Raw genomic sequence first — 19,437 nt, forward strand, 5'->3', positions numbered from 1 at the left:
CTGTTGCCGGCCGGGCAGGGCCCTGGGCGGATTCAGCGGCCCTTGAGAGACGTAACACTGCAGACATACGGGCACGCAGCTTGCATAGTAACCGCAGGCGGTACACGCCCCAAAAGGTGATCTTGTCCGGGCGGATCCTGAGCGGCCCTGCCGGTGGTCGGGGTGGCGGGATTTGAACCCACGGCCTTCCGCTCCCAAAGCGGACGCGCTACCAAGCTGCGCCACACCCCGTCGGTGCGACACGTAGGGTACATGCCCGCAGGCAGTGCGACCGCAGCATTTCGCGAGCACCGACGCGGACGGGAACGGGGTGTGCGTTGCGGGCCGTCGACCCGCTACGATGCTTTCTGTGCCGCGGTCGCTGACCTGCGGCGCATGCTGTGCGGGCGTAGCTCAATGGTAGAGCACTAGTCTTCCAAACTAGCTACGCGGGTTCGATTCCCGTCGCCCGCTCCATATGACGTAGAGCCAGGCCGGAGGATGGATTCCCCGCCTGGCTCTCGTCGTTTCCGGGGGCTTCCGCTCTGCCGGAGTTCCGGGTCCGGTCCGTCGGAGTTTCGGGCGGACGGATGTTCGCGGACGGCGCGCGCGGTCGCCGGCGCGCGCCCGGCGTGGGCCGCGCGGCGCCTCGTCCGTGATCCGGCGGAGGACGCTTTTCGCCGCGTCCCGTTCAGAAACTGATCGAGTTGATGGTCTGCGCTATCGAGTCGAGAAACCGGTTGATGGAGGGAGCCATACCGGTCGACGCGAGGAAGAAGCCGAAGAGGACCGCGACGATGGCGGGCCCCGGCTTGATGGATCCCCCTCGGATCAACACCACGAGGATGATCGCCAACAGCAGCACCACTGACAGCGAAATGGCCACAACTGATCACACCCTACGGTCGGTCCGCTCCCGGCCCGGGAGTGCAGCCCCGCACACCCCCGCCAGAACCATCGTGCCACCAACGGGCCACTCGTATGCGACAGGTGACGCATCGTTGGCCCGGGCCCGGCTCCGGAGTGGGCCCGCGCCCCACCCGAACCACGCCGCACCGCACGGCCCGAGCCGCCCGGGAGCACGCCGGGGAGACTGCCCCGTGACGCAATTCGAAGGCGCCCTGCACAGCGAATTCTCAGCAACGGTTGCCATGTCCACACATCCTGTTCGCAGGTAATTCGAATTGTTGTCACCGGCACACCGCGAACACGACGCACGGGCCACCAAAGACGCTCGAACCGGACATATGACCGGAGTCGCCCGCGGGCGTTATGCACCGCTAAGTCGGTACGAATCAGGACAGAACACTCTTCGCCGGTAAGCGAATCGATATACGGAACCACTTGCGGATCGGCAGGCACACATCTCCGAATCCGGGGTACGCGCGAGGGATAAGCAGGAATGACATCGGGCGTTTTACGAGAACGCACAGACGACGCTAGGGTGCCTCAGATGTTCCACGCCGCCACTCCCCCCGATCGCGCAGCGAGGTCCAGAAACATCCCCCTGAGTTCTTGGCGGGAGGGCCTGTGACCAACTCGCTCCGACCCCACGGCCACCACAGATCACCACTCCCCCCGGCGCAGCAGTCGGTGGACGCGGTGCCGAGCCAGCGCTCCCCCCGGGCGTCCGCGACGGCGGGCACCGCGCCGGAGACCGCGCCGGGCGCCAAGCCCGCCAAGCAGCGCGACGCCTTCTTCGACAACGCCAAGTACCTGGCGATCGTGCTCGTGGCCATGGGTCACGCGTGGGAGCCGTTGAAGGGGCAGAGCCGCGTCCTGGAAGCGCTGTACACGGTCGTGTACACCTTCCACATGCCGGCGTTCATCATCATCTCCGGCTATTTCTCGCGCAGTTTCGACATGCGCCCCGACCGGCTGAAGCGGCTGGTCACCGGCGTGGTCGTCCCGTACGTCCTGTTCGAGACGGCGTACTCGCTCTTCGACCGCTTCGCCGGCGGCGACCCGGACCAGGCGATCAGCCTGCTCGACCCCTGGTACCTCACCTGGTTCCTGGTCGCGCTGTTCATCTGGCGGCTGACCACCCCGCTGTGGAAGGTGGTCCGCTGGCCGGTCCCGGTGGCGGTGTGCCTCGCCCTGCTCGCGTCCGTCTCGCCCGAGATCGGTGACGACCTGGACCTCCAGCGGGTGCTGCAGTTCCTGCCGTTCTTCGTCCTCGGTCTGTTCATGAAGCCCGAGCACTTCCAGATGGTGCGCCGCCGCGAGGTGCGCGTCCTGTCGGTGCCGGTCTTCGCGGCGGCGCTGCTGGTGGGCTGGTGGGCGGTGCCCCGGATGAACACCGCGTGGTTCTTCCACCGTGACAGCGCGCAGGAGCTGGGTGCCCCCTGGTGGGCCGGCGTCGTCATGACGCTCGCGCTCTACGGCTGTTCGCTGGTGCTCACGGCCTGCTTCTTCGCCTGGGTGCCGCGGCGCACGTTCTGGTTCACGGCGCTGGGCGCGGGCACGCTGTACGGCTATCTGCTGCACGGTTTCGTCGTCAAGGCGTCCGAGTACTGGGGCTGGTTCGACCACGGGTGGCTGCACAAGCCGCTCGGCGAGGTGCTCGTGACGGTATTCGCGGCCGCGCTCGTCACCGTCCTGTGCACCCGGCCGGTCCAGCGGATCTTCCGGTTCTCGATGGAGCCGAAGATGACGTGGGCGTTCAAGCCGGACCCGGCCCAGGCGGCCCGGGAGCGGGCCAAGGCCGGCGTCTAGCGGCGCGGCGGGCGATCGGCCGGACACGGGCCGGCCGAGGGCCGCGAGGCCGGTCGGCGGACGAGAGGCGCGTCAGAGGCGTACGAGAAGGGCGGGCCCGGAGCGATCCGGGCCCGCCCTTCCGCGTGTCGGCGTTCAGCCCGGCGGCAGCCCGAGCAGGGAGCGCATCGTCGCGTACTTCCTCGTGAGCCGGGCCCGGGTGAGCTCGTCGAGGACGGCGAGGCGGCCCGGGTCGGAGTTGTGGGCCAGGTCGGAGGCCTTGACCAGCAGGGCGCCCCGGGTGGTGCGGACGCGTCGGGCGTAGGACTCCGGGGCCTCGCCGTCCGCCTTGGTGAGCGCCCGCACGATGTCCTTCGTACGAGGGCTCAGCGCGGCCCCGTCCAGCCACTCCTCGGAGAGGGCGTCGTCCTCGACGGCGTCGTGCAGCCAGGCCGCCGCGATCTGGTCGTCGTCGCCGCCGCGCTCGCGGACGCCGTCCGCCACGGCCTGGAGGTGCTCGGCGTACGGCCGGCCGGCCTTGTCGGTCTGGGCCGCGTGCGCCGCGCGGGCGAGCGCTTCGACTTCGGCGAGGGTCAGGAGAGGTCGGGTCACGCGATCAGTGTCTCCTCGGTACGGGCCGCGGCTCGTGTCGCGGGGACCGCGGGGGCGGTCAGCGGACCGGGGCCAGGGCGTCGCGGCAGATGAGCAGGAGGGCCCGGTCGTCGTTGACGTCCCTGGCGACCGCCTCGATGAGGTGCCAGGCGGCGCCGTGGAAGCCGCCGGCGACATAGCGGTCGGCCTCTCCGGTGAGCCGGTCGATGCCCTCGACGATGTCCCGGTCGGCGGTCTCCACCAGGCCGTCCGTGAACAGCATGAGCACGTCCCCGGGCCGCAGCGAGCCCTTCACCGGGTCGAACTGGGCGCCGTCGTACACGCCGAGCAGGGGGCCTTCTGCGGCCTTCTCCTCCCAGCGGCCGCTGCCCGCGCTGAGCTGGAGGCCCGGCGGGTGTCCGGCGGAGAAGAGTTCGTAGTCGCCCGAGTCGAGGTCGAGCACCAGATGGATCGAGGTCGCGAAGCCCTCGTCCCAGTCCTGGCGCAGCAGATAGCCGTTCGCGGCGGGCAGGAAGGCGTGCGGCGGCAGGGAGCCGAGGAGTCCGCCGAAGGCCCCGGACAGCAGCAGGGCGCGTGACCCCGCGTCCATGCCCTTGCCGGAGACGTCCGTCAGGACGACTTCGAGGGTCCGGCCGCCGTTCGTCCGCGCGGCCACGACGAAGTCCCCGGAGAAGGACTGGCCGCCCGCCGGGCGCAGCGCCATCTCGCGGTGCCAGCCCACCGGCAGCTTCGGCAGCTTGCTCTGCACGCGGATGCGTTCGCGCAGGTCGAAGAGCATGGTGCCGCCGCGCCGCCAGGGCACGCCCACGCGGCTGCGGAACTGTGCGATCAGCAGTCCGAAGAAGCCGCAGGCCGCGACCACCAGGACCACGCCGGGCGTCACCCGGGAGGGGCCCTCGGTGTAGGGGCCGAGCTTCACGGACTCCACTATCAGCGCGGTGGCGGCGGCCGCGTACAGCCCGAGCAGGCTGGCGGGCCGCAGCAGCAGGCCGCCGGCCACGATCGGCAGGACCAGGGCGGCGGGTGAGCACCACACCGAGTTGACCAGGGTCGTGGAGGCGATCACCGGGATCATGATCAGCAGACCGGCCAGGGCGATCCAGTCGGAACCGTCCCCGCGGAAGTAGTCGACGGCGGATCTGCGCAGCCCTGTTCGGGCCCGGTGCCATTGCATCTTCAACCGGGCCGTGAACGTATCGGCTGCGGCGCGCCGCCCTCGTCCTGCTGCCATTAGTTCGGGACCCTATCCATCGGACCAGGCGCTTGGCACGGGAGGTCCTACTTGTCCCCCCTCCGAGCGCTCAACTTCACAGAGAACCGCGCCGGCGCGTGCGCGCCGGGGGCCGCCGCGGACGGGCGAAATTCCCTCGCTCGTACCGCATTGCCCTGGTAGGCATGGGCTATGACGACTGACGTTCGGGTGCTGCGGCAGGCCGACTGGGACGAATGGTACGAGAACCTGATCCGCGCGTTCGGAGGTGTGGCGGAGTCGTCCGAGGAGCGCGAGCTGTGGAACGCGCTCACAGAGTACGACCGTTCGCTGGGCGTGTGGGACGGGGAGAGCTGCGTGGGCACGGCGGGGGCCTTCTCCTTCCGTGTCACGGTGCCGGGCGGCGCCTCGGTGCCCGCGGCCGGGGTCACGATGGTGAGCGTCGCGGCCACGCACCGGCGGCGCGGGGTGCTGACCGCGATGATGCGCCGCCAGCTCGACGACGTACGGGCCAGAGGTGAGTCGCTCGCCGTCCTGGTCGCGTCGGAGCCGGTGATCTACGGGCGCTTCGGCTACGGCATCGCGACCCTGTCCGTCGGCGCGGAGATCGACACCGCCCGGGTCCGGCTGTCCGTGCCGGCCGGTACGGACGACGTACGGCTGCGCTACGCGGCGCCGGCCGAGGTGCTGGACGCGTGCGAGGCGGTGTACGCACGGCTCGTGCCGCTGCGGCCCGGGATGCTGGAGCGCCGGCCCGGCTGGGAGCGGCTCATGCTGCTCGACCCCGAGAGCGAGCGCGACGGTGCCTCGCCGCTGCAGTGCGTCGTCGCCGAGCGGGACGGCGAGGTCGTGGGGTACACGCGCTTCCGGGTCAAGCCGGGGTGGGGTCCGGCCGGACACAACGGCGCGGTGGCGATGGTGGATCTGGAGGGGCTGGACCCGGCGGTGCGGGCCGCGCTGTGGCGCTTCCTCTTCGACATCGACCTGACGTCCACGCTGCGGACCCGGGGTCGCCCCGTGGACGACGCCTGGCAGTACATGGTCTCCGACATCCGCCGCTGCCAGCTTCGGACGAAGGACTCGCTGCACGTGCGGCTCGTCGAGGTCGGCGCGGCGCTGGAGGCGCGCGCCTACCAGGCCCCGGTGGACGTGGTGTTCGAGGTCGAGGACTCCTTCTGCCCCTGGAACGAGGGGCGTTGGCGGCTCACCGGCGACACCAAGGGCGCGGTGTGCGCACGGACCGAGGACGCTCCCGATCTCGCTCTGACCGTCCGGGAGTTGGGGGCCGCCTATCTGGGCGGTGTGTCGCTGGCCTCGCTGGCGGCGGCGGGCAGGGTGCGTGAACTGCGGCAGGGAGCGCTGACGGAGGCGTCGACGGCGTTCACGTCGACGCTCGCCCCGTGGCTGCCGCACGGGTTCTAGGCCTGTCCGACGATTCCCGTCCGGCGGGCGCCGGGCGCCCGGCGGTCGCTCAGGCCTTCTGGCAGGCCGGGCACCAGAAGAGGTTGCGGGCGGCGAGATCGGCGGTGCGGATCTCGCCGCCACAGATGTGGCAGGGCAGGTCGGCCCTGCGGTAGACGTAGACCTCGCCGCCGTGGTCGTCCACGCGCGGCGGGCGGCCCATCGCCTCGGGGGTGTGCTCCGGCCGGACGGTGTCGATGCGGTTGTTGCGGACGCCCTCGCGCATGAGGTCCACGAGGTCGGCCCAGATGGCGTCCCATTCCGTGGCGCCGAGATCCTTCCCCGCCCGGTACGGGTCGATGCCGTGCCGGAAGAGGACCTCCGCGCGGTAGACGTTGCCCACCCCCGCGATCACCTTCTGGTCCATCAGCAGCGCGGCGATCGTCGTACGGCTGCGGGAGACCCGGCGGTAGGCCGCGGCGGGATCGGCGTCCGGGCGCAGCGGGTCCGGGCCGAGGCGGTCGTGTATCGCGTGTTTCTCGTCGTCCGTGATCAGCGCGCAGGTGGTGGGGCCGCGCAGGTCGACGTACGCGGTCTCGTTCGCGAGTCGCAGGCGGACGGTGTCGGTGGGCGGCGGGGCGGGCGTGCCTCCGAAGCCGACCTTGCCGAAGAGGCCGAGATGGATGTGGATCCAGCGCTCGGGGCGGAAGCCGAGGAAGAGGTGCTTGCCGTGGGCCTGCGTCTCGGTCAGGACCGATCCGTCGAGGAGGGCCGCCGCGTCACCGAACCTGCCCTGGGGGCTGGTGACGCGGACGCCGCGGCCACCGAACGCGGCGAGGTAGTCCTCCGCGAGCCGGTGAATGGTGTGCCCCTCGGGCACCGTTCCTCCTGCTGTCTGTCTCGTCCGGCGGACGGCGGCCCGGGCTCCGGCGGTTCGCCGGCACCCGGATCCGCGGCACGCGGCCCGTCGGTGTTACGCCTGCGGCTGCTGCGGGTGGTGGGCCGGGATCGGCGGGAGTTCCCGGGTCTTCTCGTAGTCCGCGAGCATCTCGATGCGCCTCACGTGGCGCTCCTCGCCGGTGAAGGGCGTGCCGAGGAAGGTCTCGACGAACTTCGTCGCCTCTTCCTGGGAGTGCATCCGGGCGCCGACGGAGATGACGTTCGCGTTGTTGTGCTCGCGGCCGAGCGCGGCGGTCTCCTCGCTCCAGGCGAGGACGGCCCGTACGCCGGCGACCTTGTTCGCGGCGATCTGCTCGCCGTTGCCGGAGCCGCCGATGACGACGCCGAGGGCGTCCGGGTCGGCCACCGTGCGCTCCGCCGCGCGGAGGCAGAACGGCGGGTAGTCGTCCTGGGCGTCGTAGATGTGGGGCCCGCAGTCGACGGGCTCGTGGCCGGCGGCCTTGAGCCACTCGACGAGGTGGTTCTTCAGTTCGAGACCGGCATGGTCGGATCCGAGATACACGCGCATGGTCCGAGTGTGACACGGCCGTTTCGGGGCAGTCGCGCCGGGTCCCACCACGCAAAACTGTGACCCAGCCTACAGAACCTCAAGGAAACCTCAAGTAACGATCTGGATTCAAAGGTTCACGAATCGGATCGCCTCCGTTTCACTGGACCAACTTGTACGCCGGTCCTCACAACGGACCGGTGCGCGCCCCGTACACCGCTCGTACGGATCGCGCGCTCTGTACGGGAATCTGCTCATCCGGCGCAAAGGAACCCACCTCATGACCTCGCAGCCGACCCCCACGAAGGCCGCACAGGCCTCCGGAGGCCCCGGAGAACCCGGTGGCGGCCTCCAGGCCGGACTCAAGAACCGCCATCTGTCGATGATCGCCATCGGCGGTGTCATCGGCGCCGGGCTCTTCGTCGGCTCCAAGGCCGGCATCGCCACGACGGGTCCCGGCATCCTCCTGTCGTACGCCCTCGTCGGCACGCTCGTGGTGCTGGTGATGCGGATGCTCGGCGAGATGTCCGCCGCCAACCCGACCTCGGGTTCGTTCTCCGCGCACGCCGACCGCGCGCTGGGCCGCTGGGCCGGCTTCTCCATCGGCTGGCTCTACTGGTTCTTCTGGGTCGTGGTCCTGGCCGTGGAGGCCACCGCGGGCGCCGACATCCTCGAGGGCTGGATCCCCGCCGTACCGCAGTGGGGCTGGGCGCTCATCGTGATGGTGGTGCTGACGGCCACCAACCTGGTCTCCGTCGGCTCGTACGGCGAGTTCGAGTTCTGGTTCGCCGGGATCAAGGTCGTGGCGATCGGCGCGTTCATCGTCGTCGGCGGCCTGGCCATCTTCGGGGTGCTGCCCGGCGTCGACGCCGAGAAGGCGGGACTGGGCAATCTGACCGACCACGGCGGATTCCTGCCGCACGGACCCGGCGCGGTCCTCACCGGTGTGCTCCTGGTCGTCTTCTCCTTCATGGGCAGCGAGATCGCGACGCTCGCCGCCGGTGAGTCCGAGGACCCGCAGCGCGCCGTCACCAAGTCGACGAACAGCATCATCTGGCGTATCGCCGTCTTCTACCTGGGCTCGATCCTCGTCGTCATCACCCTGCTGCCGTGGAACGACCCGTCCATCGAGAAGAACGGCTCGTACGTCGCCGCCCTCGACTCCCTCGGCATCGCGCACGCCGGTCAGATCATGAACTTCATCGTGCTGACGTCCGTGCTGTCCTGCCTCAACTCGGGCCTGTACACCGCCTCCCGCATGGCCCTCTCGCTCGGTGAGCGCGGGGACGCGCCGAAGATGTTCGCCAGGACCACCCGGCGCGGTGTGCCGATGGCCGCCATCGTCGTCTCGGTCGTGTTCGGCTTCGTCGCCGTCTTCTTCAACTACAAGTTCCCGGACTCGGTCTTCCTCTTCCTGGTCAACTCCTCCGGTGCGGTGGCCCTGTTCGTGTGGCTGGTCATCTGCTTCTCGCAGCTCCGGATGCGGAAGATCATCCAGCGCGAGGCGCCGGAGAAGCTCGTCGTGAAGATGTGGCTCTACCCGTACCTGACCTGGGCGACCGCCGCGATGATCGTCTTCGTGCTCGGCTACATGCTGACCGACACCGAACACGACGGCCGGGAGACCGTGCTGCTGTCGCTGATGGTCGCGGCGATCGTGCTGGTCATCGCCCTCGTCCGGCAGAAGGCCGGCGCGGGTTCCCGTTCTTCCGCGCGGGTCGAGAGCGACGCGCCGGAGAAGACCCGGGCCGAGGTCGGCGCCTGACCCGCCCCCGAAGCCCGAGCGAGGAGGGGCCCGCGGCACACCGCCGCGGGCCCCTCCCTGTTCACAGCACGGTGAAGCCGTCGTTCACAGCACGGTGAAGCCGTCCCTGACCCGGTCGTAGACCTCGATCGCGCGGCCCTCGACGTCCTCGTGGTACCAGGTGTTGATCTGGTACGACTTCCCGTCGGTGTCGAAGCCGAGCAGCCGCGCGTGCCAGCTCACGCCCCTGAGCGTGAAGGTGTACTCCCAGACGACCGCGGTCCGGCCGCGGAACATCGTCTGCTCCAGCCGGATCTTCCGGTAGTCCTGCCCCTGGTGGGCGTTCCGCTCGGAGGTCGTCCAGGTGTCCAGCAGATTCCCCCTGGCGATGGACGACTTGGCCGCCAGTTCCTGGGTGCCGTCGGGCGAGGTGTAGTGCACCTCGGAGCCGGTCTGCGGATCGCGCCGCCAGCCCTTGGGGGGCACCCAGGCGTAGCCCCCGGCCTCCCGGCGCGCTCCCGCGGGCAGGGTGGGCGGACGCGAGGTGCCCTCGACGGTGGGCGCCGGGGACGAGGGGCCTTCGGCGGCGGAGGCGGTCGACGCGGACGGGTGCGTGGCGGCGCCCGCGCCGCCGCTCGATCCGCCGGTCAGGGCCACGACGGCCCAGGCGACGGCTCCCGCCGCGACGATCCCGGCGGCGGCGAACGCGCCGCGCCGCCGGGCAACGGACCGGCTCCGGCCCCGGTCCTGGCCCCCGCTCCCGCTCTCGCCCCGGCTCGGGTCGGGGCTCCGGCGTCCGCCGCCCGGGGGGCCGGACGGCACGGCGGGCTCCGGGAGTTCGTGCGGCTCCGGCACCACGGGCACGCGCACCGTGGGCCGCCGGGAGGGAACTCCGGAGCCGGGTTCCGTACGCGGTCCGGAGGCGGCTTCGGTGGAGGCACTGGCCACCCCCGAGAGCCCCGGCCCCTGGACGGCGGCTGCGGCCTCGGGGTCCGGGATGGGCGCGGGTTGCGAGGCGGGCGTGGGTTGCGGGGCGGGCGTGGGTTGCGGGGCGGGTGCGGGTTGCGGGGCGGGTGCGGGTTGCGGGGCGGGCGTGGGTTGCAGGGTGGGCGTGGGTTGCGAGGCGGGTGCGGGTCGTGGGGCGGGGCCGGGTCGTGGGGCGAGGTCGGGTCGTGGTGCGACGTCGGGGCCGGGTCGTGGGGCGGGTGCGGGTTGCGGGGCGGGTGCGGGGCGTGGTGCGACTTCGAGTTGCGGGGCGGGGTCGGGGCCGGGTCGTGGGGCGGGTGCGGGTCGTGGGGCGGGTCGTGGGGCGGGGGTGAGGTCCGCGAGTGCTGTCTCCAGTTCCTCCAGACCGGGGCGCGCGGTCGGGTCCTTCTCCAGGAGGGCGGCCAGGATCTCCCGCAACTCCCCCACCTCAGCGGGGAGTTCGGGCTCCTCGTAGAGAACGGCGTGCAGGGTCGCGAGGGTGGTGGACCGGGAGAACGGGGAGCGGCCGCCGAGGGCCGCGCAGAGCGTGGCGCCCAGCGACCACACGTCGGAGGGCGGGCCCTGCGGGCGGCCGGAGACCCGCTCGGGCGCCATGTAGTCGGGGGAACCGACCAGCATGCCGACCATGGTGAGGGCCTCGGCGTCCTGGAGCGCGGCGATGCCGAAGTCGGTGAGGACGACGCGGTTCCGCCCGGCGCTCTCGACCAGGACGTTGCCCGGCTTGATGTCGCGGTGCAGCACTCCCTGGGCGTGCACCTGCCGCAGCGCCCCGACCAGTTCGAGACCGACGCGGGCCGCCTCGCGCGCCTCCAGCGGTCCGCCCTCGGCCACGATCCGTTCCAGCGAACGGCCGGCGACGAGTTCCATGACGATCCACAGCCGCTCGCCCGCGTCCACGACGTCGTAGACGCGCACGACGCCGGGATGGTCGATCCGGGCCGTCGCCCTCGCCTCGCGCAGGGTGCGCTCCCGGCGGGTCCTGGTGCCCTCGGGATCGAGTCCGTCGATGCGCATTTCCTTGACCGCGACCTGCCGGTCGAGCATTTCGTCGGCGGCTCGCCACACCCGCCCCATTCCCCCCTGACCAATACTCTCGACCAGCCGATAACGTCCGGTCACCAATAATCCCGGAACACCACCCTGTACGTTCGCCGACATTTCCTGCACCCCCCTGAACATCAGCCACGACCGCCCGTAACGACGGAACCACAAGGGTCACACTTCGGGCCGTACCAGCATAGTGCGGAGAAATCTTGTGGTACCTCTTCAAGTACTGCGAATTCAGGCGCGGCCAAGGGGGGCGAACATGAGTTCTCGTCGGACGACCATCATGACGGGATCCCTGCTCACAGCATGTTTCTCGACCATGATGATCCTTTCCTGGACCGCTGTCGCGGACGACGGCGGACCGGGGAGCGGCAAGGGCGGAAAGGCGGTGGACGAGGCGCCGGCGGGTGTGCGGGTGACCACGCTGCTGCCGGAGAAGATCTCGGTCGACAACAGTACTCAAAAGACGGCCATTTCCGCCACGGTGAAGAACGGGGGGACCAAGGAGAGCGGCGATATCAGGCTGCTGGTCGTCGGATTCGACGGCCTGAAGGTCAAGAACGTCGAAGGCTGCACCGCCATGGCGGAAAAGAATCTGCCGAAGGGGTCGAACAGCGGTTTCATCTGTTCCACCGGGAATCTCGCGGCGGGTGAATCGAAAACGTACGACGTCGAGGCCACGTTCGATGTGAGCCGGACCGGCAAGATCTGCCTTCCGGTCCAGACGGGCGACGGGAAGAAGACGTACTGGCAGCAGGGCCCGGTCCCGTTCGGTACGACGAATCCGTCCCCGAACGCCCCGGCGACCCCACTGCTGCTGGGCACCGACAACAAACCTGTGGCACCGGGCGGCGACCGACTGCCGAAGACGGGACCCGGAGAAGAGGTCGTGCCGCTCGGTCTGGCGGGCGCGGCGCTGATGTCGGCCGGAGCGGCGGGGCTGTGGTGGGCCGGCCGCAGGCCGCGGCGGGAGCACTGAGCGCCGGGCACACCGGCGGCCGGGAACGCGCGGAGGCCCGCCGGGTCGGAAACCGACCGGGCGGGCCTCGACGTCATCGCCTCACCGGCGCGGGCGTCACTTCTTGTCGACGAGCTTCCACGCCGTGGGCAGGATGCCCATCGCCAGGGCGGCCTTGAGAGCGTCGCCGATCAGGAACGGGGTGAGGCCCGCCGCGACGGCCGCGCTCGCCGACATGCCGGTGGCCAGGGCCAGGTAGGGCACGCCGATCGCGTAGATGATCGCCTCGCCGAGCAGCATCGTGCCCGCCATGCGCAGCACGGAGCGGTCGGCGCCGCGGCGGGCGAGGGCGCCCACGACGGTCGACGCGAGCAGCATGCCGAGGATGTAGCCGAAGGACGGGGCCGAGGCGCCGGAGCCGCCCTGCGCGAACCACGGGACGCCGGCCATGCCCACGAGCGCGTACACCGCGAGCGACAGGAAGCCGCGGCGGGCGCCGAGCGCGGTGCCGACGAGCAGCGCGGCGAAGGTCTGGCCGGTCACCGGCACCGGGGAACCCGGGACGGGCAGCGAGATCTGCGCGGCGAGACCGGTGAGCGCGGCACCTCCGAGCACGAGGGCGGCGTCACGGACGCGGGAGGCCGGGAGAAGGTCGGCGAGGACCTCGCCCGGGCGGGAGGGCGTGGCGACAGCGGTGCTCATGAGGACTCCGGCGAACAGGGGTTGCCCCCTCGGCCCATGGAGGGCCCGGGGGAAGGACAGGTCGGAACACGGCGACGCTATCCCAGGGGTGCACGGGTGATCACCGTCAGCGCTCGACAAAGCGCGGATCAACGGCTTGGTGGGCTCCTTACAAAGAGTGCCTGGTACACCTGCCCGAAGGTGATGCTGGTCACTGAGGTGACGTCGTTTTCGCTACGGGTCGGTTCGGGGGCCGGACTGTGGGGACTCACCAAAGGCTCCGTCGGGCGCTCGACCGCCGGGCGGAGGGGGCGCCGGTCCGTGGGCGCGTCCGGCAGGCGGTGTCCGGTCCGTGGGCGCATCTGGCAGGTCCACCCGGCGAGCCCCTACCCTTCACCCCATGGTTCCCCAGGCCCTGAACTTCTCGTCGCGTCGCTATGTCGACCTGCGACGCCAGGGAACCGCCACCTGTCGCCACGCCTCCTGAGGCGGGGCGGAGCGGATCCGGCCCGCCGGGACGAGACCACAGCGGACCCCACCAGGCCATGTCGCGGCTGTCGCGGCGTGGCGTACGTGACGGCGCCCGGCCGGACCAGCTCCCGAGGATGAACTCCATGGCCAGTACGGTGGCACCCCCTTCCCTGTCCCCTCCCTCCCCCGTTCTCGACCGGCGCCGGGCGAGCGCCAGCGTGATCCTGCGGTCGGTGCTGGAGCACGGGCCGGTCGCCCGCAGCACCATCTCGCGGCTGACCGGACTCTCCCCGGCGTCGGTGACCGACTACTGCGCACGGTTCACCGAGCGGGGCCTGATCCGTGAGGCCGCCGCACCCCTCAGGTCGGGCGGGGTCGGGCGGCCGCACCTCCCGGTCGATCTGGACCACTCCCGCTTCGTGGTCGGCGGGGTGCACGTGGCCGTGCCGTACACGACCGTCGCGCTGCTCGACCTGCGCGGCCGGGTCCTCGCCGAGAAGCGGCTGCGGCACGAGGGCACCGAGCCGGGCCGGGTCCTCGCGAACGCCGCCGAGGCGATCACCGCGCTCCTCGCCGGTGTTCCCGGCCGCACCGCGCTCGGCGTCGGTGTGGCGGCGGGCGGCTGGGTGGACGCCGAGTCCGGCACGATCGTGGAGCACCCGCTGCTGGGCTGGTACGACGTGGCCGTCCGGGAGACCCTCGGAGCGCGTACGGGGCTGCCGGTCCATGTGGACGGCCACGCGCGGGCGCTGGTCAACGGGGAGCGGCTGTTCGGGCGGGCCAGGGGCAGCCGGAGCGTCCTTCATCTGTTCGCCGGCAACGTGGTGGACGCCGCCTTCGCCACGCACGACCAGGTGCACCACGGACCCCGCTCGCAGGCCGGCGCGATCGCCCATCTGCCGCTGACGGGCGGCTCGGAGCGGTGCGACTGCGGCCGGACGGGGTGCCTCCAGGCCGAGCTGAGCGAACGGACGCTGTGCCGGCGGGCCCGGGAACTCGGCGTCACGGACGGCTCGAACCCGATGCACGTGGTCTCCGCGGCGGCCGCGGGCGACCTACTGGCCGTGGGACTGCTGACGGAGCGGTCGCGGATGGTCGGGCGGGCCGCGGGGCTGCTGCTCGACGTGCTCAACCCGGAGACGGTCGTCGTCACCGAGATCGGCGCCATACACCGGGAGGACTGCCTGGAGGCGCTGCGCGAGGCGGTGGGACCCGCGCGGGCGTCGGCGGTCGTGCCCACCAGCTTCCCCGATTCGGTGCTCGCCGTGGCGGGCGGATCGGTCGTGCTCGACGTCCTGTACCGCGACCCGCTGGGCTCTCCGGGCCGCTCACCGGGCGCTAATTAATTCAGAAAGTCGGAATGTTGACAGGGCTCGTTCCCGAACAGGAGCATCGTGGACATGAGCAGCGCGCGGGTGCAGGTTCCGCTCACCAAGTGCCGTGTGGTCGACCTGATGCGGGTCGCACGCACACGTTGTTGCTGACCCCTTGTCGCCGACCGGTCGCCCCTGACGTCTCGTCACCGGCACCGTGTCGCCGGTCCTTCGGGACGCCGATCCGCTGACGCGCCGAGCCGCCGGCCGGCCGGTCCCCTCTCCGGCTGATCCGCCGGAGCGCGGGATCCGCAGGCGGCCTTCACCCGAGGGCCGCCCGGACGCCGCCACAGCCGCACACGCCCCGCCTCGCGCGGCACGCCTCCCCACGATCGGCCGGCCGACGCCTCCCGTCAGGCGGGCGCTTCGGCTGTCGTCGCCCTGATCGCCCGTCTCTTCAGGCACGCCACCGGCGTGCGTCCCTTCGGCGCGCCCGCGTCCCCTCCGGCCTCGCCCTGCCCGGAACCTCGCGCGCCCTCCCGCCACTTGGAATCCCCGGAGTCCTTCCATGCCACCACTGTCCGCACGGTCCACGCGTTCCTCCTCTCCCCTGTCCGCGTCCGGTGTCGACCGGCGCGTGTTCCTGTCCTCCCTCGTCGGTGCCGCCGCGGCGGCGGGCCTGAGCGGCTGCGCCGGTGCGAGCGCGGCCGGCAGCCGGTCCCAGGGGGACCTGTCGGCGCCCCTGTCCGGCAAGGTGCCGCAGGGCACCGAGCTCAAGATCGCCTCGTACCAGGGCGTCCAGGAACTCCAGTTCAAGCTGGCGGGGCTGTCCGACCTGCCGTTCACCGTCTCCGACTGGGTGAACATCGGCGCCGGACCCGACGTCATCAACGCCTTCCGCGCCAAGTCCCTGGACGTCGGCAACAACGCGGGCATCCCGCCGATCCAGGCGCACTTCCAGGGCTTCGACGCGAAGATCGTCGCGATCAACATCACCCGCAAGCCCAACTACCTGTTCGCCACGAAGCCCGGCAGCGACATCAAGGACGTCCAGGGTTTCAAGGGCAGGAAGCTGGCCTTCTCCCAGGGGCAGGCGCAGGGCGTCGTCCTGCTGCGCGCCCTGAAGCAGGCCGGCATCGCCTACGACGACGTGACCCTCGTACCGCTGACCAGCAACCAGTTCCTCACGGCGCTCCAGGCGGGCCAGGTGGACATCGCCCCGCTCGCGAACAGCCAGGCGCCGGCCTATCTCAAGCAGTACGGGTCCAAGGGCGCCCACACCATCACGACCGACGTGGTGGACCTGCTCAACCTGCTCTGGGCTCCGTCGTCGGTGCTGGCCGACCGCGCGAAGGCCGCCGCGGTCGCCGCGTACATCCCGCGCTGGGCGAAGGGCCAGGTGTGGGCGTACGAGCACCCCGACGCCTGGAACGAGGAGTTCTACGTCAAGACGCAGAACCTGACCCTTCCGCAGGCGCAGGCGATCACCGCCCTGGCCAACAAGCCCTTGTTCCCGCCGAGCTGGGACGAGGCCGTCAAGTGGGAGCAGGAGACCGCCGATCTGCTCGCGGAGGGCGGCTTCGTGAAGGGCTTCAAGGTCGGCTCGCTCTTCGACCGGCGCTTCGAGGCCATCGCCGCCAGGGCCGTGCCCGCGGAATACCGGAAGTGACGGCCATGACGACCAGGACCACGACCGCGACTCCGGACACCACCGACACCGAGACGGCGGCTCGGGCCGCGGCCACGGCCACGGCCACGGCCACGGCCGGGAACGAGACCGGGACCGAGGCCTCGGCCGCACCCGGGAAGGAGACCGGGACCACGGTTGCGGCCACGCCCGGGACCGGGACCGGGACCGGAGCCGGAGCTGGAGCCGGGACAGCGGCGGTCGAGGCGGAGCCAGCCGAAGCGGCCGACGCGGCCGACGCGGCGGCGGGCGGCGGGGCCGCACCCGGGGAGCGCCGGGAGCGCCGGTTCCGGCGAGCCCCCCGTGCGCGGCGGCGCGGTCTCGCGCCCGGCAAGCGGCTGCCCGCCTCCCGGCTCATCGGACCGGCGCTGTTCCTCGCCCTGTGGGCCGTCGCCTCAGCCGCCGGACAGCTCGATCCCGGCGCGATCCCCGCGCCCTGGACGGTGCTGCGGACCACCGGTCACCTGTGGACCGACGGCACCCTGCCCACCGATGTGCTGACCTCCCTGGAGCGCGCGGGATACGGCTTCGCGTTCGGCCTGACCGCAGGTGTCCTCCTCGCCCTCGCGTCCGGGCTCAGCCGCGTCGGCGAGGCGCTGATCGACGGGACCGTGCAGCTCAACCGGGCGATCCCGACCCTCGGTCTGATCCCGCTGTTCATCCTCTGGCTGGGCATCGGCGAGACCTTCAAGATCGCGATCATCGCCATCGTCGTCTACATCCCGATCTATCTGAACCTGCACTCCGCGCTGTCCGGCATCGACCACCGCTTCGTGGAACTCGCCGAGGTCCAGGGGCTGTCGAGGCTCCGCTTCGTCCGGGAGATCGTGATCCCCGGCGCGCTGCCGGGCTTCTTCGTCGGGCTCCGGCTCGGCGTGACCGGCTCCTGGCTCTCCCTGGTCGTCCTGGAGCAGATCAACGCCACCAGCGGCCTCGGCTACATGATGTTCCAGGCCCAGAACTACGGCCGGACCGACATCATCCTCGTCGGCCTGCTGATCTACGGCATCTTCGGGCTCGTCTCCGACAGCGCGGTTCGTCTCGTCGAACGAAAGGTGCTGTCATGGCGACGCACGCTCAGCAACTGACCCGTCCCGACACGGTCCGTCTGCGCGGACTCACCCGGTCGTTCGAGGGCCGCACGGTCCTCGACGGAATCGACCTCGACCTCCCGGCGGGCCAGTTCACCGCACTGCTCGGCCACAGCGGCTCCGGCAAGAGCACCTTGCTGCGCGCCATCGCCGGCCTCGATCACGGCGTCGCCGGGAGCGGCGAACTCACCGCCCCGCAAAGGGTGTCCGTCGTCTTCCAGGACTCCCGGCTGCTGCCGTGGCGCCGCGTCCTCGACAACGTCCTGCTGGGCACGGACGGCCGGGAGGCCGCCGAGAAGGGCCGCTCGGCCCTGGCGGAGGTGGGACTCGCGGGGCGGGAACGGGCCTGGCCCAACGAGCTGTCCGGCGGCGAGGCACAGCGCGCCGCCCTGGCCCGCTCGCTCGTCCGCGAACCCGAACTGCTGCTGGCCGACGAGCCGTTCGGGGCGCTGGACGCGCTCACCCGGATCCGTATGCACGTGCTGCTGCGCGAACTGTGGGAACGCCACCGGCCGTCCGTGCTGCTCGTCACGCACGACGTGGACGAGGCGATCGTGCTGGCCGACCGGGTGCTCGTGCTCGACCACGGCCGCATCGGCGTCGACCTGACCATCGACCGCCCGCACCCCCGCTCGTACCGCGAACCGCTGCTCGGTGAGTACCGCGAACGGCTGCTCGCCGCCCTCGGCGTCACGGAGGACCACGCATGACCCGCCGACTGCACCTGAACGCGTTCCTGATGAACACCGGCCACCACGAGGCGTCGTGGCGGCTGCCGGAGAGCGACCCGTACGCGCACGTCCGGCTCGACCACTACGTACGGCTGGCGCGGATCGCCGAACGCGGCACGTTCGACTCGCTGTTCCTCGCGGACGGCCCCCAGCTCTGGAGCCGGGTGGCGCAGCGGCCGGCCGGGGCGCTGGAACCGCTGACCCTGCTCACCGCGCTGGCGACGGCGACCGAGCACATCGGCCTGATCGCCACGGCGTCGACGTCGTACAACTCGCCCTACAACCTGGCCCGCACGTTCGCCTCGCTGGACATCATCAGCGGCGGGCGGGCCGGCTGGAACATCGTGACGACCGCGGGTGCCGAGGCGGCCCGCAACTTCGGCCTGGAGCACGAGCCCGCCCACGCCGAACGGTACGCCCGCGCCGCGGAGTTCGTGGACGTGGCGCTGAAGCTCTGGGACAGCTGGGAGGACGACACGGTCGTCGCCGACAAGGAGCGGGGGGTCTGGGGCGACGACGACAAGATCCATCCGCCGCGCCACAAGGGCACGTACTTCCGTGTCGAGGGCGCCCTGAACGTGCCGCGCACACCGCAGGGTCACCCGCTGCTGGTGCAGGCGGGCTCCTCGGCGGACGGCAGGGCCTTCGCCGCCCGCTCCGCGGAGGCGGTGTTCACCGCGCAGCAGACCCTCGACGACGCGCGGGCCTTCTACGGCGACCTCAAGTCCCGTGCGCGGCGGGCGGGACGCGACCCGGAGCACGTCAAGGTGCTGCCCGGCATCGTCCCGGTGATCGGCTCCACCGAGGCCGAGGCACGCGGGCTCGAACAGGCCCTGGAGGACCACATCGTGTACGACCACGGCGTGGCCCGGCTGGAGTCGCTGCTCCAACTGCCCGCCGGGACGCTCGCGCTGGACGAGCGGCTGCCCGCCGACCTGCCGCCGGAGAGCGCCGTCGAGGGAGCCAAGAGCCGCTACACCCTCGTCGTGGAGCTCGCCCGGCGCGAGCGGCTCACGGTCCGCGAGCTGATCGGCCGGCTCGGCGGCGGGCGGGGCCATCTGACCTTCACCGGGACGCCCGGGCAGGTCGCCGACGCGATCGAGGAGTGGTTCCGCGGCGGGGCCGCCGACGGCTTCAACATCATGCCCCCCGTGCTGCCGTCCGGCCTGGACCTCTTCGTCGACCACGTGGTGCCGATCCTGCGCGAGAGGGATCTGCTCCGCCGGGAGTACGGGCCCCGGCAGACCCTGCGGGAGCGCTACGGGCTGCCGCGCCCGGCCAACCGGTACGCGACTCCGGCCACGACGGCGACCACGCTTCCCGCGTCGGCACCGGCACCGGCACCCACCCAGGCGACCGCGTCCGCTCTCGCCTGACCCCGCCT

16 protein-coding genes and 2 tRNA genes are annotated in these 19,437 nt (G+C 71.5%); 10 read left to right on the top strand and 8 right to left on the bottom strand.

The genetic code is table 11. The features are described 5' to 3' along the window. Positions 1–154: 154 nt before the first annotated feature. Positions 155–231: transfer RNA gene (locus ACFRIC_RS10755), tRNA-Pro, on the bottom strand. Positions 232–382: 151 nt separating this feature from the next. Here ACFRIC_RS10755 and ACFRIC_RS10760 point away from each other — a divergent pair. Next, a tRNA-Gly gene (locus tag ACFRIC_RS10760) sits at positions 383–456 on the top strand. Positions 457–670: 214 nt separating this feature from the next. Here the strand turns inward: ACFRIC_RS10760 and ACFRIC_RS10765 are convergent. Further along, positions 671–865: a hypothetical protein gene (locus ACFRIC_RS10765; RefSeq protein ID WP_103551386.1), complete on the bottom strand. Its 195-nt coding sequence runs from the start codon at positions 863–865 to the stop codon at positions 671–673. 644 nt (positions 866–1,509) lie between these two features. On the opposite strand from ACFRIC_RS10765, the gene ACFRIC_RS10770 reads away from it, so the two are divergent. Then, positions 1,510–2,694 (top strand): acyltransferase family protein, encoded by a 1,185-nt coding sequence (locus ACFRIC_RS10770; protein ID WP_382782566.1) that lies wholly within the window; start codon positions 1,510–1,512, stop codon positions 2,692–2,694. A gap of 135 nt (positions 2,695–2,829) precedes the next feature. Here the strand turns inward: ACFRIC_RS10770 and ACFRIC_RS10775 are convergent, their stop codons facing one another. Next, positions 2,830–3,285 carry an HD domain-containing protein gene (locus ACFRIC_RS10775; RefSeq protein ID WP_382782567.1) on the bottom strand — a complete coding sequence of 152 codons (456 nt, stop codon included), beginning with the start codon at positions 3,283–3,285 and terminating at the stop codon, positions 2,830–2,832. A gap of 58 nt (positions 3,286–3,343) precedes the next feature. Next, positions 3,344–4,516 (bottom strand): PP2C family protein-serine/threonine phosphatase, encoded by a 1,173-nt coding sequence (locus ACFRIC_RS10780; protein WP_382782569.1) that lies wholly within the window; start codon positions 4,514–4,516, stop codon positions 3,344–3,346. 171 nt (positions 4,517–4,687) lie between these two features. On the opposite strand from ACFRIC_RS10780, the gene ACFRIC_RS10785 reads away from it, so the two are divergent. Then, positions 4,688–5,917 carry a GNAT family N-acetyltransferase gene (locus ACFRIC_RS10785; RefSeq protein WP_382782572.1) on the top strand — a complete coding sequence of 410 codons (1,230 nt, stop codon included), beginning with the start codon at positions 4,688–4,690 and terminating at the stop codon, positions 5,915–5,917. Between the two features lie 49 nt (positions 5,918–5,966). On the opposite strand, the gene ACFRIC_RS10790 is transcribed toward ACFRIC_RS10785, so the two are convergent. Continuing rightward, positions 5,967–6,776, bottom strand: coding sequence for an Fpg/Nei family DNA glycosylase (locus ACFRIC_RS10790; RefSeq protein ID WP_382782574.1), 810 nt, complete (start codon positions 6,774–6,776; stop codon positions 5,967–5,969). A 93-nt stretch (positions 6,777–6,869) separates the two neighbouring features. After that, complete coding sequence (locus ACFRIC_RS10795; RefSeq protein ID WP_382782576.1) at positions 6,870–7,364, bottom strand: ribose-5-phosphate isomerase; 495 nt, start codon at positions 7,362–7,364, stop codon at positions 6,870–6,872. Between the two features lie 259 nt (positions 7,365–7,623). On the opposite strand from ACFRIC_RS10795, the gene ACFRIC_RS10800 reads away from it, so the two are divergent. Continuing rightward, positions 7,624–9,108 carry an amino acid permease gene (locus ACFRIC_RS10800; RefSeq protein ID WP_382782578.1) on the top strand — a complete coding sequence of 495 codons (1,485 nt, stop codon included), beginning with the start codon at positions 7,624–7,626 and terminating at the stop codon, positions 9,106–9,108. A gap of 84 nt (positions 9,109–9,192) precedes the next feature. On the opposite strand, the gene ACFRIC_RS10805 is transcribed toward ACFRIC_RS10800, so the two are convergent. After that, on the bottom strand, positions 9,193–11,253 hold the full coding sequence (locus ACFRIC_RS10805; RefSeq protein WP_382782581.1) for a protein kinase: 2,061 nt from the start codon (positions 11,251–11,253) through the stop codon (positions 9,193–9,195). 127 nt (positions 11,254–11,380) lie between these two features. Here ACFRIC_RS10805 and ACFRIC_RS10810 point away from each other — a divergent pair, with 127 nt between their 5' ends. Continuing rightward, positions 11,381–12,100, top strand: a complete 720-nt coding sequence (locus ACFRIC_RS10810) for an LPXTG cell wall anchor domain-containing protein (RefSeq protein WP_382782779.1) — start codon at positions 11,381–11,383, stop codon at positions 12,098–12,100. Between the two features lie 96 nt (positions 12,101–12,196). Here the strand turns inward: ACFRIC_RS10810 and ACFRIC_RS10815 are convergent, their stop codons facing one another. Next, a complete protein-coding gene (locus ACFRIC_RS10815; protein ID WP_382782584.1) occupies positions 12,197–12,781 on the bottom strand; it encodes a biotin transporter BioY in 585 nt (194 codons plus the stop codon). 593 nt (positions 12,782–13,374) lie between these two features. Here ACFRIC_RS10815 and ACFRIC_RS10820 point away from each other — a divergent pair. From ACFRIC_RS10820 to ACFRIC_RS10840, 5 genes are all read left to right on the top strand, one after another. Further along, positions 13,375–14,577 (top strand): ROK family protein, encoded by a 1,203-nt coding sequence (locus tag ACFRIC_RS10820; protein ID WP_382782587.1) that lies wholly within the window; start codon positions 13,375–13,377, stop codon positions 14,575–14,577. Positions 14,578–15,112: 535 nt separating this feature from the next. Next, positions 15,113–16,213, top strand: a complete 1,101-nt coding sequence (locus ACFRIC_RS10825) for an ABC transporter substrate-binding protein (protein ID WP_382782589.1) — start codon at positions 15,113–15,115, stop codon at positions 16,211–16,213. Positions 16,214–16,218: 5 nt separating this feature from the next. Then, on the top strand, positions 16,219–17,319 hold the full coding sequence (locus ACFRIC_RS10830; protein WP_382782592.1) for an ABC transporter permease: 1,101 nt from the start codon (positions 16,219–16,221) through the stop codon (positions 17,317–17,319). Then, positions 17,295–18,032, top strand: coding sequence for an ABC transporter ATP-binding protein (locus tag ACFRIC_RS10835; RefSeq protein ID WP_382782595.1), 738 nt, complete (start codon positions 17,295–17,297; stop codon positions 18,030–18,032). The genes ACFRIC_RS10830 and ACFRIC_RS10835 overlap by 25 nt, the downstream gene beginning before the upstream one ends. Then, positions 18,029–19,429, top strand: coding sequence for an LLM class flavin-dependent oxidoreductase (locus ACFRIC_RS10840; RefSeq protein WP_382782598.1), 1,401 nt, complete (start codon positions 18,029–18,031; stop codon positions 19,427–19,429). The genes ACFRIC_RS10835 and ACFRIC_RS10840 overlap by 4 nt, the downstream gene beginning before the upstream one ends. Positions 19,430–19,437: the final 8 nt, after the last annotated feature.

This window comes from Streptomyces sp. NPDC056738 (assembly GCF_042790435.1).
Classification (GTDB): domain Bacteria; phylum Actinomycetota; class Actinomycetes; order Streptomycetales; family Streptomycetaceae; genus Streptomyces.

Coding starts and splice junctions, on each gene's coding strand:
- ACFRIC_RS10795 (WP_382782576.1), bottom strand. CDS start 7,364: ATGCGCGTGTATCTCGGATCCGACCATGCCGGTCTCGAACTGAAGAAC.
- ACFRIC_RS10840 (WP_382782598.1), top strand. CDS start 18,029: ATGACCCGCCGACTGCACCTGAACGCGTTCCTGATGAACACCGGCCAC.
- ACFRIC_RS10820 (WP_382782587.1), top strand. CDS start 13,375: ATGGCCAGTACGGTGGCACCCCCTTCCCTGTCCCCTCCCTCCCCCGTT.
- ACFRIC_RS10780 (WP_382782569.1), bottom strand. CDS start 4,516: ATGGCAGCAGGACGAGGGCGGCGCGCCGCAGCCGATACGTTCACGGCC.
- ACFRIC_RS10830 (WP_382782592.1), top strand. CDS start 16,219: ATGACGACCAGGACCACGACCGCGACTCCGGACACCACCGACACCGAG.
- ACFRIC_RS10815 (WP_382782584.1), bottom strand. CDS start 12,781: ATGAGCACCGCTGTCGCCACGCCCTCCCGCCCGGGCGAGGTCCTCGCC.
- ACFRIC_RS10800 (WP_382782578.1), top strand. CDS start 7,624: ATGACCTCGCAGCCGACCCCCACGAAGGCCGCACAGGCCTCCGGAGGC.
- ACFRIC_RS10810 (WP_382782779.1), top strand. CDS start 11,381: ATGAGTTCTCGTCGGACGACCATCATGACGGGATCCCTGCTCACAGCA.
- ACFRIC_RS10825 (WP_382782589.1), top strand. CDS start 15,113: ATGCCACCACTGTCCGCACGGTCCACGCGTTCCTCCTCTCCCCTGTCC.
- ACFRIC_RS10835 (WP_382782595.1), top strand. CDS start 17,295: ATGGCGACGCACGCTCAGCAACTGACCCGTCCCGACACGGTCCGTCTG.
- ACFRIC_RS10805 (WP_382782581.1), bottom strand. CDS start 11,253: ATGTTCAGGGGGGTGCAGGAAATGTCGGCGAACGTACAGGGTGGTGTT.
- ACFRIC_RS10785 (WP_382782572.1), top strand. CDS start 4,688: ATGACGACTGACGTTCGGGTGCTGCGGCAGGCCGACTGGGACGAATGG.